Source organism: Caballeronia sp. LZ034LL, assembly GCF_031451215.1.
Taxonomy (GTDB): Bacteria; Pseudomonadota; Gammaproteobacteria; order Burkholderiales; family Burkholderiaceae; genus Caballeronia.
Genome location: NZ_JARUXR010000002.1, coordinates 359,534 through 376,026 on the forward strand (window position 1 = coordinate 359,534; position 16,493 = coordinate 376,026).

At 69.8% G+C, this 16,493-nt stretch carries 2 protein-coding genes; both read left to right on the forward strand.

From position 1 onward, the window contains the following. The first annotated feature begins 60 nt into the window (after positions 1-60). On the forward strand, positions 61-10,989 hold the full coding sequence (locus QCE83_RS16105) for a non-ribosomal peptide synthetase (RefSeq protein ID WP_309812676.1): 10,929 nt from the start codon (positions 61-63) through the stop codon (positions 10,987-10,989). After that, a complete protein-coding gene (locus QCE83_RS16110) occupies positions 10,986-16,448 on the forward strand; it encodes a non-ribosomal peptide synthetase (protein ID WP_309812678.1) in 5,463 nt (1,820 codons plus the stop codon). Before QCE83_RS16105 ends, QCE83_RS16110 begins: the two co-directional genes overlap by 4 nt. The last annotated feature ends 45 nt before the right edge of the window (positions 16,449-16,493 follow it).

The window sequence follows — 16,493 nt, forward strand, 5'->3', positions numbered from 1 at the left end:
GGCGTCGCATCGGCGGCGCCCCGCGTGCGCGGCCATTCATCTTTCGATCCCACATTATTCATGACTGAGATTGCCCGCGAAGTGTCGAAGGAAATGCTGTCGATATCGGCGGCCTATGCCGCGTTGCCTGCGGACAAGCGCGCGGCGTTCCGCGAGCGGCTGAAGGCCGGCGGCTTCGACGCCGCGCGTCTGCCTATCTCGCGTTTCCCCGACAACGAGCGCCGCTTCGCGCTGTCGCATGCGCAGGAGCGTCTGTGGTTCCTGTGGCGTCTGGAGCCGTCGAGCGCGGCCTACAACGTGACGGGCGCGGTGCGGCTGCGCGGCAGGCTCGACGAAGCCGCGCTGCGCCGTGCGCTTGATCGCGTGATGGACGCGCATGAAATCCTGCGGCAGCGCTTCGGCGAGACGGGCGGCGTGCCGTTCCAGCATACGGGCTCGGGCGAATACGGCTGGGAAGCGCTGGACCTGGCCGGCGATGCGTCGCTCGATGCCGAACTGGCACGCCGTTCGGCGCTGCCGTTCGATCTGGAAAGCGGCCCGCTGCTGCGCGTGAGCTTGTTCAGGCTCGCTCCTGACGATCAGGTTCTGCACTTCGCACTGCATCACATCGTGGCAGATGGTTTGTCGACGGAAGTGTTTGTGAGCGAACTGGCCTCGGCCTATGGCGATGCGCTCGAAGGCACTTCAATCGCGAACAAAGCAAACAAAGCAAGCATCCAATACGGCGACTACGCGCAATGGCAGCGCGAATGGTTCGACGAAGACACGCTCGCGCGCCAGCTCGACTACTGGCGCGCGTGTCTCGGCAACGATCATCCGGTGCTCGACCTGCCGCACGCGCACACGCGCGCCGGCATGCGCAGCGGCGCGGGCGCGCGGCTCGCGCGGGTGGCGCCGCCAGCGTTGCAGAAAGCGCTCGGACGCGTCTCCCTGACCGCCGACGCCACGCTCTTCATGACGCTGCTCGCCGCCTACGACCTGCTGCTCGCGCGCTACAGCGGCCAGACGGATATCCGCGTCGGCGTGCCGGTGGCCGGGCGCGACCGGCCTGAAGTGGCGAACATGATCGGCTTCTTCGTCAACACGCTGGTCGTGCGCACCGAGTTCGCGGGCGTGGCGACCTTCGCGCAGCTGCTCGAACGCGTGCGCGATCGCGTGCTCGAAGCGCAGGCGCACGCGGACCTGCCGTTCACGAAGCTCGTCGAAGCCTTGCAGCCGCAGCGCAGCTTCGGCCACACGCCGCTGTTCCAGGCGATGTTCAACTACCTCGGCACGGAACGCGACAGCCTGCGCCTGCCGGGCCTCGACGTCGCGACGCACGACATCGCCACCGACACCGCCCGCTTCGATCTCGTGCTGGAAGCCCGCGAGCGGGCGCAGGGTCTGGAAGTGGCGCTGGTCTACGCGGAAGACCTGTTCGATCCGGCGCTGATCGGCCAGATGCTCGATCACTACGTGCGTCTGCTCGAACAGATCGCGGAGGATGCGGCGCGGCCGCTCGGCGCGTTCGAGCTGACGCGCGGAAAGAACGTGTTGCCGCCGAAGAAAGCTTTCGAGCCGGTGTCGGTGCGCTTCGCTCAAAGCGTCGCGCGCGTGCCGGATGCGCTCGCGGTGCATTGCGAAGGCGAGCGCGTGACTTACGGCGAGCTGGACGCGTGGGCGGCGGACATCGAACGTCGGCTGGCCGACGCGGGCCTGCGCGCCGACGAACGCGTGGGTATCTGCATGACGCGTTCCGTCGCGATGGTCGCGGCGCTGCTCGGCACCTTGCGTTCGCCGGGCGCCTTCGTGCCGCTCGATCCCGCGTATCCCGCCGACCGTCTCGCGATGATGATGGACGATGCAGGCGTGCGCGTCGTGCTGACCGATGCCGCCGCGCTCGCGCAATGCGGCGCGCTGTTCGCGGGGCGCGTGGCGCTCGACGTGGGCGTGCGTCCGTCTGACGCTTCGAGCACGCCGGTTTTCAACGCCATCGCGCCGCATCCGGAGCAACTCGCCTACGTGATCTACACGTCCGGCTCGACGGGACGGCCGAAGGGGGTCGCCATCAGCCACGGCGCGTTTGCGTCGCACCTCGACGACTTCATGGCGGCGCACGCGATCAGCGCGGACGATACGGTGCTGCAATCGTCGACCATCAATTTCGATGTCGCGCTCCACGAGTTGCTGCCCGCGCTGCTGCGTGGCGGCAAGGTGGAAATGCGCGGCCAGCAGGCGTGGGACATCGACACGACGAGCCGTCATCTGATCGACGCGCGCGTCACGTTTTCGCGCTTACCCACGGCGTATTGGCAGCAATGGCTGCGCTCGCCGCCGGCGCCCGAGGCGCTCGCGGCGCTGCGGCAGATCACGGTCGGCGGCGAGGGCCTGCCGGGCGACGCGCTCGCGCAATGGCGCAGCGGGCCGCTCGGACACATCGGGCTGGCCAATCTGTACGGCCCGACTGAAACCACCGTCGCCTGCATGTTCCGCGCGACCACGGCCAGCGACGTCACGCAGGCGGTGGTGTCGATCGGCGTGCCGTATGCATCGCGCACGGCGCGCGTGCTGGACCGCGACGGCAACGAAGCGCCGGTCGGCGCGCTGGGCGAGTTGTGCATCGGCGGACATACGCTCGCGCGCGGCTATCTCGACCGGCCCGCGCTGACGGCCGAGCGCTTCGTGCCCGATCCGTCCGAGCCGGGCGCGCGCCTGTATCGCACCGGCGATCTGTGCCGGATGCGTGCGGATGGCGCGATCGATTTTCTGGGACGGCTGGATCAGCAGATCAAGCTGCGCGGCATCCGTATCGAGCCGGGCGAGATCGAGGCCGCGTTGCGCCGTCAGCCGGGCGTGGCGAGTGCGGTCGTCGTGCTGGTCACGGATTCCGGTGCGCCGCATCTGGTCGCGTACGTGGTGGGCAAGCAGCAACTCGACGACGCCGCACTGCGACGCGCGCTGGCGCAGGAACTGCCGGCCGCGATGGTGCCGTCGGCGATCGCCGTGCTCGACGCGCTCCCGGTCATGCAGAACGGCAAAGTGGACCGGGCCGCGCTGCCGCCGGTTGCGCTGGTCGCGCAGGGCGAGCGCATCGCGCCGCGCAACGAGGCGGAGCGCATCGTGCTCGCGCTGTGGGCGGCGGTGCTGGGCCGCGACGATCTCGGCGTGGACGATGATTTCTTCGCGGTCGGCGGCGATTCGATCCTGAGCCTGCAACTGATCGCGCGGGCGCGCGCGCAGGGCTGGCTGGTGACGCCGCGACAGGTCTTCGAACATCCGACCGTCGCGCGTCTCGCCGCCGTGATGCAGCCGCTGGAGAGTCAGGCGGTAGCGGCGGAGATCGTCGAACCGTTGCCGCTCACGCCGATCCAGTCGTGGTTCTTCGAGCGTCATCCGCAGGGCGAGCGGCACTGGAACCAGTCGGTGCTGCTGCACGTGCGCGGCGAACTGGACACGACCGCGCTCGAACGCGCGCTGCAAGCGGTGGTGGCGCGTCACGATGCATTGCGGCTGCGTTTCGAACCGCATCCCGAAGGCTGGCTTCAGGAAGTGAGCGCGACAGTGCCGGCCGATCTGCTGAAGCAACACGACCTGCGCGATCACGCGTCCGACTGGCGCGCCGCGTTGACTGCGCAGGCGCAGCACGCGCAGCGGCAACTGGACCCGCAGGCGGGCCGCGTGTTGCAGGCCACGTATTTCCGGACCCCGGAGAGCGGCCGACTGCTGCTGGTGATCCATCACCTCGTCGTCGATGGCGTGTCGTGGCGCATTCTGCTGCGCGACATCGAGACGGCCTACGGCGCCGCGCGTGCGAACCGCGAACCGGTGGTGGAAGCCGCGACGCCGTGGAGCGCGTGGGTCGTCACCCAGCGCGAGTCGATCACCGACGAGAAGCTGCAAGCAGCCTTGCCCGCCTGGCTCGACGTGCTGCGCGACGCCCGGCGGACGCTCGCGCCCGCGCAGGGCACGACGGCCACGAGCCGCGTGCTCGACTGGCGTCTCGACGCCGCCGCCACCGATGCCTTGCGCCGCGCCGCGCCGCGCGCGTACCGGCTGGGTATCGACGAGTTGTTGCTGGCCGCGCTGACGCGCGCGATGACGACGGTGTTCGGCGGCGCGGGCGCGTTGATCGCGCTGGAAGGCCATGGCCGCGATGCCGCCGCGCGTGACGATGTGGACCTGAGCCGCACGGTCGGCTGGTTCACGACGCGCTATCCGGTCTGGCTGCGCGCGCATTCCGACGATGCAGCCACGCTCATCGCGACGAAGGAACGTCTGCGTACGCTGCCGGACGGCGGCGCGTCGTGGGGCTGGCTGCACGCTTATGGCGAGAACACCGCCGCACTCGCAGACCTGCCGGTACCGGGCGTGAGCTTCAACTACCTCGGCCAGTTCGACCAGAACCTCGCCGCCGATGGCGCCTTCAGCTTCGCGACGGAAAACGCCGGCGATCCGCAACCCGACGACGAAGCGCTGGTGTATCCGCTGGATCTGAACGGCATGATCGTCGATGGCTGTTTGTCGTTCGGCTGGCGCTACGATCCGGCGGTGCTGCCGCAGGCTCAAGTTGAAGCCCTCAAGCAAGCCTTCGATGCTGAAGTCGCGCAGCTCGTCGCGCATTGCGCCGCTACGTCGCCGCGCGCCACCGCCAGCGATTTCCCGCTGGCCGCGCTCACTCAGGACGAGTTCGATGCGCTCGGCATCGCGCCGGATGAAATCGAGGACCTCTATCCCGCGACGCCGCTTCAGCAAGGCCTGGTGTTCCACAGCCTGCTGAAGCGCGACGCCTACGTGAACCGCAAGCGCCTGACGCTGCACGGCGCGCTCGACATCGACGCAATGCGCGCGGCCTGGGATGCCGTCGTCGCGCGGCATGCGGTGCTGCGCACGCGCTTCACGCGCGCGCATGGCGGCGACATGTTGCAGGTCGTGCAGGCGAAGGTGCAGCCGTTCTTCGCGGTGCACGACTGGCGCAGCCGCGACGATTACGAAGCCGCCTTTACCGACTGGTTCGAGCATCGCGCGCCGGAACTGATCGACCTCGACGCCGCGCCGTTGCTGCACGTCGCGCTGTTCCGGCGTCCGGACGGCGCGCACGATCTCGCGTGGATCAACCATCACGCGCTCGCGGACGGCTGGAGCAGCGCGCGCCTGCTGAGCGAACTAGGCCACGCCTACCGGGCGGCGAGCCGGGGCGAGCCGCTCGTGCTGGATCCGGTCGTGCCGTATCGCGCGTATGTCGAATGGCTGCGCGCTCAGCCGGATGCGCACGTCTGGTGGCGAGGCCAGATTGCGCGCGCGGATCGTCCGGCGTTGCTGCTGGACAGCGTGCCCGCCACGCGTATCGCCGAATCGGAAAACGCGGCGGACAGCGCGTTCCACCATCGCGACGACCGGCTCGACGCCACGCTCGGCGCGGCACTGGCGCAGGCGGCACAAGTCTGCGGCGTGACGCTCAATACGCTGGTGCAGGGCGCGTGGGCGCTGTTGCTGGCGCGCTTCGGCAATCGTCGGCAGGTGGCGTTCGGCGTGACGGTGGCGGGACGTCCCGCCGATCTGCCCGGCGCCGATGCCATCCAGGGCCTCTTCATCAACAGTCTGCCGTTGTGGGTGGACGTGCCGTCGAACCGGCCGCTCGCCGACTGGCTGCGCGACCTGCAAGCCGCCAACGTCGAACTGCGGCAGGCCGGCCATACGCCGCTGCCGTCGATCCAGCAATGGGCCGGGCAGGGCTTCGGCGTGCTGTTCGATTCGCTGCTGGTGTTCGAGAACTTCCCCGTCGATGCCGCGTTGAACGACGGCTCGCTCGGCCTGAGCGTGAGCGCGTCGGAGTCGTTCGAGCGCACGCATTACCCGTTGACGCTGGGCATCGTGCCGGGCGAGCGCATTGCGCTCGAATGGAGCTGGGACGCGCGGCGTCTGCCGGACGCGACGCTCGAACAGGTGCGCGACGCCTATGTGAGCCTGCTGCGGCAGATCGCGGACGCGGTCTCCCGCGACGCCACGCTCGGCCTGCTGCGCGTGCCCGGCCGCGACCTGCGGCGCGGGGCGCCCGAAGGCACGGCGGCGCATGCGTACCGGCCGTTCATCGCGCGCTTCGAGGAACGGGTGCGCGCCCAAGGAGCGGCGCTCGCGGTGCATTGCGATGGCGTCTCGCTGACGTATCGTGAATTGCACGCGTGGTCGAACCGGATCGCGGCGCGGCTCGACGCTGAAGGCGTGCGGCGCGAGGGGCGCGTCGGCGTGCTGGTCGGGCGCTCGGCGGGCATGATCGCGGCGCTGCTCGGCGTGATGAAGGCGGGCGCGGCCTATGTGCCGCTCGACCCGGCGTATCCGCGCGAACGCCTGCGCGACATGATCGACGATGCGCAACTCGCCGCGCTCGTCACCGATGCGGGCACGCACGCGCTGCATGCGGAACTCACTGCATGCCCGGCGATCCGCATCGACCAGACGGACGGCTTGCCGGAACTCGAAGACGCCCGCGATCCGCATCCCGAACAACTGGCCTATGTGATCTACACCTCGGGCTCGACGGGCAAGCCGAAGGGCGTCGGCATCAGTCATGGCGCGCTGAGCCTGCATCTCGATGACTTCATCGCGGAGAACGGCCTGAGCGCCGCGGATCGCGCATTGCAGTTCGCGACGATCAACTTCGACGGCGCGGTGGAACATGTGTTCGCGACGCTGGCGGCGGGCGCGTCGCTGGAAGTGCGCGGGCCGGCGCTGTGGAGCGCGGACGAATTCACGCGCGTGCTGCGCGAGCGGCGCATCACGGTGGCCGATCTGCCGACCGGCTACTGGAAGCAATGGACCCAGCATCTGCCGCAACAAGCGCCCGCTGAGGTGTCAGGCCTCGTCCTGCGGCGCGTGACGGTGGGCGGCGAGGCGCTGCCCGGCGCGGCGGTCGCGCAATGGTGCGCCGGGCCGCTCGGCGGCCTGACGCTGGTGAACACCTACGGTCCGACCGAAGCCACGGTGACGACCTCCGGCGAAACCGTCACGGCGGCGCACGCGGAGAGCGTCGCGGTGCCGGTGGGACTGCCGTGGGCCTCGCGTCACTATCGCATTCTCGATGCCGACGGCGAGCCCGTGCCCGAAGGCGGCAGCGGCGAACTGTGCATCGGCGGCGCGACGCTCGCGCGCGGCTATCTCGGCCGTGCTGCACTGACCGCCGAACGCTTCGTGCCCGATCCGGCCGGCGTGCCGGGCGCGCGGCTGTATCGCACCGGCGATCTCTGCCGCTGGCTGCCGGATGGCGGCGTCGCGTTCCTGGGACGCATCGACGAGCAGGTGAAGCTGCGCGGCTATCGCATCGAACTGGGCGAGATCGAGCGCGCGCTGAGCGCGCAGCCGGGCGTTGCGCAGGCGGTCGTGATCGTGCGCGGCGAACAGGAAGCGCGCCGGCTGCTGGGCTATGTCGTGCCCGCCAGCAACGCAAGCCCGACGGACGCCGCATTGCGCGATGCGCTCGCGGACATGCTGCCAGCGTACATGGTGCCGTCGGCCATCGCCGTGCTCGACGTCTTGCCGACCCTGCCGAACGGCAAGCTCGACCGCAAGGCGCTGCCCGACATCGACGCGCGCAACGCGGGCCATGTCGCGCCCGCCGACGGCACGGAAACGCTGCTCGCGGGCATCTGGCAGAGCGTGCTGGGCAGCACGCAAGTGGGCGCGCACGACGATTTCTTTGCGCTCGGCGGCCATTCGCTGCTGGCGCTGCAAGTCGCGGCACGGCTGCAACGCGCGCTCGGCCGCGAAGTGCCGCTGCGCCTGCTGTTCGAGCATCCGCAATTGCGCGCGCTGGCCGAGGCGCTCGACGGACTGTCGAAGCAGGCGCGCGAGCCGGTGCGCCGTCTGCATCGACGGGAAGCCAGGCCGACGCATGGCCAGGAGCGTTTGTGGTTCCTGTGGCGCCTGACGCCCGACAATCCCGCCTATCACCTGTCCTTCGCCGTGCGGCTCGACGGCGCTCTCGATGCGCGCGCGCTGCATGCGGCGCTCGATGCGGTCGTCGAGCGGCACGAGATCCTGCATAGCCATTTCGAAGAGCGCGATGGCGCGCCGTGGCTCGTGGTGGATGAAACGATCGGCGCCGAGTGGTCCGAGTCCACGTTCCCCGATGCCGTCGATGACACGAACCCGGCGCTCGCCGCCTGGCTGCGCGAGGGCGCGGACCGCGCCTTCGATCTTTCGCGCGGCCCGCTGCTGCGTGCGCGGCTTGCGCGGCTCGGCGACGGCTCGCATGTATTCGCGTTGACGGTGCATCACATTGCGGCGGACGGCTGGTCGATGAACCTGCTGATCGACGAACTGCTCTCCGTGTACGGCGCGCTGCGTGCGGGGGAAAAGCCCGCGCTCGCGCCGCTGCCGGTCCAGTACACCGATTACGCCGTGTGGCAGCGCGAGTCGCTCGATGCCGCCGCGCTCGGCCAGCAGCTCGACTACTGGCGCGCGCAACTCGGCGGCGAGCAGCCGGTGCTGGAACTGCCCGCGGACCGTCCTCGTCCCGCCGTGCGCAGCGCACGCGGCGGCGAAGTGGAAACGGCGCTTGACGCCTCGCTCGCCGATGCAGTGCAACGCTACGCCCGCCGTCACGACGCCACCGTGTTCATGACGCTGCTCGCGGCGTTCCAGGCGCTGCTGCATCGCTATGGCGGCCAGCGTGAGATTCGCGTCGGCATTCCGCTCGGCGGGCGTGAGCAGGTGGAGACTGAAGCGCTGATCGGCTTCTTCGTGAACACGGCCGTGATCCGCGCCGAGGTGTCCGGTGCCGCGCGCTTCGATGCGCTGCTGTCGCAAGTGCGGCAACGCTTGCTCGAGGCGCATGCGAACCAGGATGTGCCGTTCGCACAGATCGTCGATATGTTGCAGCCGGTGCGCGCCGCCAACCAGACGCCGCTGTTCCAGGCGATGTTCAATCTCGACGTGCCCGCGAGTCCCTTCGAGCGGCATGCCGGAACGGGGCTGCGCTGGTCCGCGGTGGGCACGCGGCGTTCGGCGGCGCAGTTCGATCTGAGCCTGAACGTGTCGGTCGGCGAACGCACGGGCCTGACGTTCAGCTACGCCGCCGATATCTTCGATCCCGCCACGGTGGAACGCATCGCGCGGGATTATGTCGGCGTGCTGGAAAGCATCGTGCGCGAGGACGCCGTGCGTCTGCGCGATCTGCCGCTCGCGGCGCAGGCTGTCGCGCAACGCGGCGCATCGCATGCCGATGCCGCGTTCGTGCCGGTGCATGTGCGCGTCGCGGAGCAGGCGCGCCGCACGCCGGATGCCATCGCCGTGCGCTGCGAGGGCGCGACGCTCACTTATGTCGAACTCGATGCACGCGCCGGCCGTCTCGCGCAACGCCTGTTGCAGCAGGGCGTGGGCGCCGAAGCGCGAGTAGGCGTGTGCATTACGCGTTCGCCGCACATGCTGGTGGCGACGCTCGCCGTCATGAAGACCGGCGCGGCCTATGTGCCGCTCGATCCGAACTATCCGGTCGCGCATCTGGCCGTGATGACCGACGATGCGCAGCTTGCCTGCATCGTCACCGATGCCGCCGGCCGCGACCGGCTCGCGGAAATCGCAGGCGATCACGCGCTGATTGCAGTCGAACGCGACGACGACGCGCCCGGCCCTGTCGAAACGCTGGCGCCGGTTCACGCCGGGCAACTTGCCTACGTGATCTACACCTCGGGCTCGACGGGCAAGCCGAAGGGCGTCGCGGTTCCGCACGGCGCGCTGACGCGTTTCCTCGACAGCATGCAGACGCGCCTGTGCTTGCACACCGATGACGTGTGGCTCGCCGTGACCACGCTGTCCTTCGATATCGCCGCGCTGGAGCTGTATCTGCCGCTGCTCACGGGCGCGACAGTGGAACTCGCCACCCGCGAGACGATTGCGGACGGCAGGCGGCTGGCGGCGCTGCTGGAGGCGTCGAAGGCGAGCGTGATGCAGGCCACGCCGATGGGCTGGCGCGTGTTGCTCGACGGCGGCTGGCAAGGCCAGCGCGCCGCGCCGTTGCGCGCGCTGTGCGGCGGCGAAGCGCTGCCCGCCGATCTCGCCGCCGCGCTGCATGCGCGCGGCGTGAGCTTGTGGAACCTCTACGGGCCGACTGAAACGACCATCTGGTCGAGCGCCGCGCCGCTGGCGGCGGGCACGCCGGTCACGCTCGGCGCGCCGCTCGAACACACGTCCCTGATGGTGCTCGATGCCGATGGCAATCCGGTGCCGGAGAACGGTGTCGGCGAGTTGTGCATCGGCGGGGACAATCTGGCGCGTGGCTACACGCGGCGCGCGGGGCTCACCGCCGAGCGCTTCGTGCCGGATCCGCACGGTGCGCCCGGTGCGCGCCTGTACCGCACCGGCGATCTGTGTCGCGTGCGTCGCAACGGTCAGCTCGACTATCTCGGCCGCGCCGACCAGCAGACCAAGCTGCGCGGATTCCGCATCGAACTGGGCGACACGGAAGCGGCGCTGCGTGCGCTCGACGGCGTCGACGACGCCGTGTGCCAGGTGCAGGGCGAAGGCACGGCGCGTCGGCTCGTCGCGTTCGTGACGGGCCACGCGGAGCCGGGCGCATTGCGGGCGCTGCTCGCGAACCGTCTGCCGCCGCAGCAGGTGCCCGCGCAGATCGAAAGGCTCGACGCGCTGCCGCTCACCGCGAACGGCAAGCTCGATCGCAAGGCGCTGCCGCTGCTGAGCGCGACGTCGAAGGATGGCTACCGGCCGCCTGTGACCGCCACCGAGACGCTGCTGTGCGAGATCTGGACCGAGGTGCTCGGCGTAGAGCGCGTCGGGCTGGATGACGATTTCTTCGTGCTCGGCGGTCACTCGCTGCTGGCCGTGCGCGTGGCGTCGCGTGCCGGCGAGGCGCTGGGCCGCAAGATCGAACTGACGCTGCTGTTCGAGCATCCCGTGCTCGCGGATCTGGCCGCGAGGCTGGATCGCGATGCCCCCGCCGCCGGTGCTTCCGGCGCGGACACGCTCGATGCGTTGCAGGACCTGATGGATTCGCTATGACCGACACGCTCGATACTCCCCGCGCCACCGAAGCTCCGCGCCGCCCCGACGCCTTGCGCCTCGCGCAGCAATACGCGTTGCTCGCCGAGGACAAGCGCGCGCTGTTCCGGGCGCGTGCACGCGCCCAGGGCCTCGACGCGGGCGCGCTGCCGGTCGTGCCGCTCGCGCCGCGTCCCGCGCGCTTTCCGCTGCTGCCCGCGCAGGAGCGGCTGTGGTTCCTGTGGTGTCTCGATCCGGATCACGCGGGCTATCACATCGCACATGCGCTGCGGCTGTCGGGTGCGCTCGACGTCGCCGCGCTGCAACGCGCGCTCGCACAACTGGTGCGGCGTCACGAAGCCATGCGCCTGCGCTTCGACGCGCAGGACGGCGTGCCGATGCAATACGCCGCCGAAGACGCCGAATGTGCTCTCGTGCGGACGCGCATCGAAGATGAAGGCGCGGTGCTAAGCGCGTTCGCGTGCGAGCCGTTCGACCTGACGCGCGGGCCCCTGCTGCGGGTCGGGCTGTTCGAGACTGGCGACGAGCAGTGCGTGCTGCAACTGGTCGTGCATCACATCGTTGCGGATGCGTGGTCGATGCAGGTCCTGTTCCGCGACCTGCTGACGCTGTATCGCGACGAGAGCGGAGAGAGCGGAGCAGGGCTGCCGCCGTTGCCCGTGCAGATGACGGACTACGCGCTGTGGCAGCGCGAATGGAGCGCTGACGACGCGCTCGCCCGACACCTGGACTACTGGCGCACGCGGCTCGACGGCGCTCCCGCCGCGCTGACCTTGCCGCGCGATGTCCCGCCGCGCGCGACGCGCTCTCACGATGGCGGTCTGGCGCGGCTGACGCTGCGCGCGGACCTGGCCGATGTCGCGCGGCGCATTGCGCGCGAGCGGCGCACGACGCTGTTCACGGTGCTGCTCGGCGTGTTCGACGTGCTGCTGTATCGCTATTCGGGGCAGCGCACGGTCGTGGTCGGCGTGCCGGCGGCGGGGCGTGCGCGCAGCGAGCTGGAGCATCTGGTCGGCTTCTTCGTCAACACGCTGATCGTGCGTGCGGATCTCGAACCCGCGCAGACTTTCGACACGATGCTCAGCGATCTGCACGACCGCGTGCTCGAAGCGCAGGCGCATCAGGACGTGCCGTTCGCGAGGCTGGTGGAGGCGCTGGGTGTCGAGCGCAATCTCGATAGCTCGCCGCTGTTCCAGGTGATGTTCGATCTCGCCGTGGATGCGCCGCAGGACGTCATCGCCGGCGATACAGGTGGACTGCGCGTCGAGTCGATCGCGGATGCCGCCGTCACCGCGCGCTTCGACCTCGCGTTGAACGCGCGGGACCGGGGCGCGGGCCAGCCCGTGGAACTGGCGCTGACCTATGCGCAGGATCGTTTCGTCGCCGCGACCGCGCAGCGCATGCTGGACGATTTCGCGGCGCTCGTCGAACGGGTCGCGGCGCAGCCGGCGTGCCGTATCGGCGACCTGGCCGTGCAACGCACGCCGGAAACACACGCCGATGACATCGCCCGCAGCACCGAGCCAGTTCACCTGCGCATTGCCCAGCGGGCGCGCGCATGCCCGACGCGCGATGCGCTGCGTTGCGAAGGCGAGTCGCTGACCTACGCGGCGCTCGATGCCTGGGCGGACCGCATCGCGCTGGCATTGCGCGTCGACGGAATCAAGCCGGGCGAGCGCGTCGGCCTGCTGCTCGAACGTTCGCTGGCGCTGCCGGCGGCGCTGCTCGGCGTGCTGAAGGCGGGCGGCGCGTTCGTGCCGCTCGATCCCGAATACCCGGAAGCGCGTCTGCGCGCGATGATCGACGATGCGCGGCTCGAACGCATCGTCGTCGATCCGGCCACGCGCGAACGCTGGCGCGATCTGCTCGCGGCGCAGCGCGCCCTCTGCGCGCAGGCTGCTCATGACACAGACACAGACACAGACACAGCGCCGGCCGCGACGCCTGCATGGACCGTCGCCCCCGACGCACTCGCCTACGTGATCTACACCTCGGGCTCGACGGGCACGCCGAAGGGCGTCGCTATCTCGCATCGCTCGCTCACGCTGCATCTCGACGACTTCCTGCACGATCACCGCATCGCGGACACGGATGTCGTGCTGCAATCGTCGACCATCAATTTCGATGTCGCGCTGCACGAGCTGCTGCCCGCGCTCATCATGGGCGGACGCGTCGTGATGCGCGGCCCGCGTGCGTGGGAACTCGACACGCTGAACCGCACGCTGATCGACGAGCGCGTGACCTTCGCGCGCATTCCCACCGCGCTCTGGCAGCAATGGCGCATCGCGCTGCCGCCGGCCGAACGCATCGCGCTGCGGCAGATCACCGTGGGCGGCGAAGGCCTGCCCGGCGACGCGCTGCAACGCTGGTACGAAGGACCGCTCGCGCACGTCGCCATCGACAATCTCTACGGTCCGACCGAAACCACCGTCGCGTGCATGCATCATCCGGTGACGCGCGACGACACGCATCATGCAATCGTCGCGATCGGGCGCTGCTATCCGTCGCGTCACGCCTATGTCGCCGATGCCGACGGCAATCGCGCGCCCCCCGGTGCGCCGGGCGAACTGTGCATCGGCGGCGCGACGCTCGCGCAGGGCTATCTCGGCCGCGCCGCGCTCACCGCCGATCGTTTCGTGCCGGACCCGTACGGTGCGCCCGGTACGCGCGTGTATCGCAGCGGCGACCTGTGCCGCGCGCGGACCGATGGCGTGATCGACTTTCTCGGCCGTATCGATCAACAGGTGAAGCTGCGCGGGCATCGCATCGAACTGGGTGAAATCGAAGTGGCGCTGCGCCGTATCGACGGTGTGCGCGAAGCGATTGCCGAGGTGCGCGGCGAGGGTACGCGCAAGCGGCTCGTCGCGTATTTCACGGCCTTGTCAGGCGCCGCCATCGAGGCCGATGACGTGCGCGCCGCGCTCGCCGCGACCTTGCCGGCGTCGCACGTGCCGTCCGCGTGCATGCGGCTCGATGCACTGCCCACGCTGCCCAACGGCAAGCTGGACCGCCGCGCGCTGCCCGACCCGGATGCGCTGCTGGAGACCGGCTCCGCCGCGCCGGAGGGCATCGTCGAGACGGCCTTGCTGGCCGTCTGGCAGACCGTGCTGGGGCGCGAGGATATCGGCGTGACCGATCATTTCTTCGAACTCGGCGGCGACTCGATTTCGAGCCTGCGGGTGATCGCCCAGGCGCGTGGCGCCGGATGGGTGGTGACGGCGCGCCAGGTGTTCGAGCATCCGACGGTGCGCCTGCTGGCACGCGTCGCCCGTCCGGCCGATACACAAGCGGCCGCCGCACAGACCCCCAGCGGCCCGCTCGATGCGCCGCTCGCCCCGATGCAGCACTGGTTCTTCGAACGCTTCCCGGCTGCGCCGTCGCGCTGGAATCAGGCGGTGCTCCTGCGCGCAACCGAAGCGCTCGACGCCGACGCGTTGCGCACGGCGCTCGCGGCGCTGATCGAAGCGCACGACGCGTTGCGGGCGCGCTTCCGTTTCGATGCGGCGCGGCAGGTGTGGACGCAGACGATCGAAGCGGCGTCGTCGGCGGGCGCGCTGGCCTCGGATGCGTTGATCGTCGAAGACCTGCGCGCTTCGGCCGATCCGGCGGCGCGCATCGAAGCCATCGCCGAACGCGTGCATGACAGTCTCGATCTGAATAACGGTCCGCTGTTGCGGGCCGCGTGTATCGCGACGCCGGACGGCTCGCGCTTGCTGATCGCGGTTCATCACCTGGTCGTCGATGGCGTGTCGTGGCGCATCCTGCTCGATGACCTGATGACAGCCTACGAAGCCGCGCGCACGCCCGGCGGCGATGCGGCTTTGCCCGCGCCGTCCACGAGCTGGGCGCAGTGGAACGCCGCACTCGCCGACTACGCGCGCTTGCCGGAACACTTGAGCGAGCTGGCGTGGTGGCAGGCGCAGCTGGGCCACGACACTTCTTTCGCTACGCCACAAGACGACGCCACCCGTCATCTCGACTGGACCCTCGATGCAGCATCCACGCGACGTCTGACCGGCACGGGCGCGCGCATCGACGAAGTGCTGCTCGCCGCGCTCGCGCATGCCTGCGCCGAGCATCTGCCGGCGCTGCCGGTGGTGGTCGAGATGGAAGGGCATGGCCGGACCGAGCGCGTCGCGGGTCTCGACTTGAGCCGCACGGTCGGCTGGTTCACGACGCAGTTTCCGTTGCGCGTGACCGCACTCGACCATCCGCGCGCGACGCGGCGTGCGCTGGCATCGGCCCTGCGCGCCGTGCCCGCCGATGGCCTGCACTACAACCTGTTCCGCTACGCCGGCACGTCGCAGACGCGCACGACGCTCGCCGCGCTGTCGCCGACGACCATCGGCTTCAACTATCTGGGCCGCTTCGAGGAACGCCTGAGCGAAGGGCGTTTCGCGTTCGCGGCGGAGGACAGCGGCCATGGCACGCGCGGCAGCGTGGCCGCCGGGCCGCGTCATGTGCTCGACCTGAACGGCCTGATCGCGGACGGCTGCCTGAAGGTGGACTGGAGCGCGGCGGCATCGGTAATCGACGAGGAGCGGCTAGAACGCATCGTCGCGAGTTTCGACGCGCACGTACGCACGCTGGCCGACGACGCGGACAGCGGCGTCGCCGTGACTGCGCGCGCCGTTGCGTTGCCCTTGTTCGACGGACTCACGCAGAGCGCCTCCGTCGCCACGGACGACGACAATCAGCAAGCCTTCGAGCTCTGGCGTCAACGCTTCATCACCGAGGCGATGCTGTGCCCGTCGGCGGATGCATGCGTGCAGCCGCTCAACGCAAGCGGTGCGCCGCTCACGCTGTTCTGCTTCTATCCGGGCTTCGGGATGGTCGGCGAATACCGCTTTCTCGGCGCGGCGCTGCAAGGCGTGGCGTCGGTGATCGCGCTGCGTTCGCCGGGTTTCGCCGACGAGCACTTCCAAAACGCGGATTCCTTCGAAGCGCTCGCCGAAACCTGCGTCGAGCAGATGCTCGGCGTGCAACGCGCGGGGCCGTTCCGTCTGCTGGGCTGGTCGTTCGGCGGACGGCTCGCGCTGAGCGTGGCCGGACTGTTGCGTGCGCGCGGCCATGAAGTCGATTTTCTCGGCCTGCTCGATACGGCGACGCACACGAGCGATCTCCCGGAAGCCGCCGAAGCAGGCGATCCCCTGTCCGCCTGGCTCGACGCCCAGCCGGACGGCGCGCGCCTGCGTGCGCTGTTTGACCGCACCGCCGCGCTCGACGACCTGCATTACCGTTTGCGGCTGGCACACGCGCTGCCGCGCATCGACGTGCCGGTGACGTTCTGGCGCGCCACGCGCGATACCTCCGCCGAGCGCAAGCGCGACTGGCGGCCGTACACGAGCGCGGCAGTCGAGGAGATCGGCATCGATGCGACGCACAGCGCCATCGTCCATCATCCGGCCTTGCATGCGAGCGTCGTGGAACGCTTGCGCGGGATCGCCGGCTCCGTTTGAACCTACCAAAACACAGCGGCGCGCCAAGGCCGCGGTTCCCACCAT

Excerpts from the sequence above, each read along its gene's own strand:
- QCE83_RS16105 (WP_309812676.1), top strand. The coding sequence starts at position 61 with ATGACTGAGATTGCCCGCGAAGTGTCGAAGGAAATGCTGTCGATATCG.
- QCE83_RS16110 (WP_309812678.1), top strand. The coding sequence starts at position 10,986 with ATGACCGACACGCTCGATACTCCCCGCGCCACCGAAGCTCCGCGCCGC.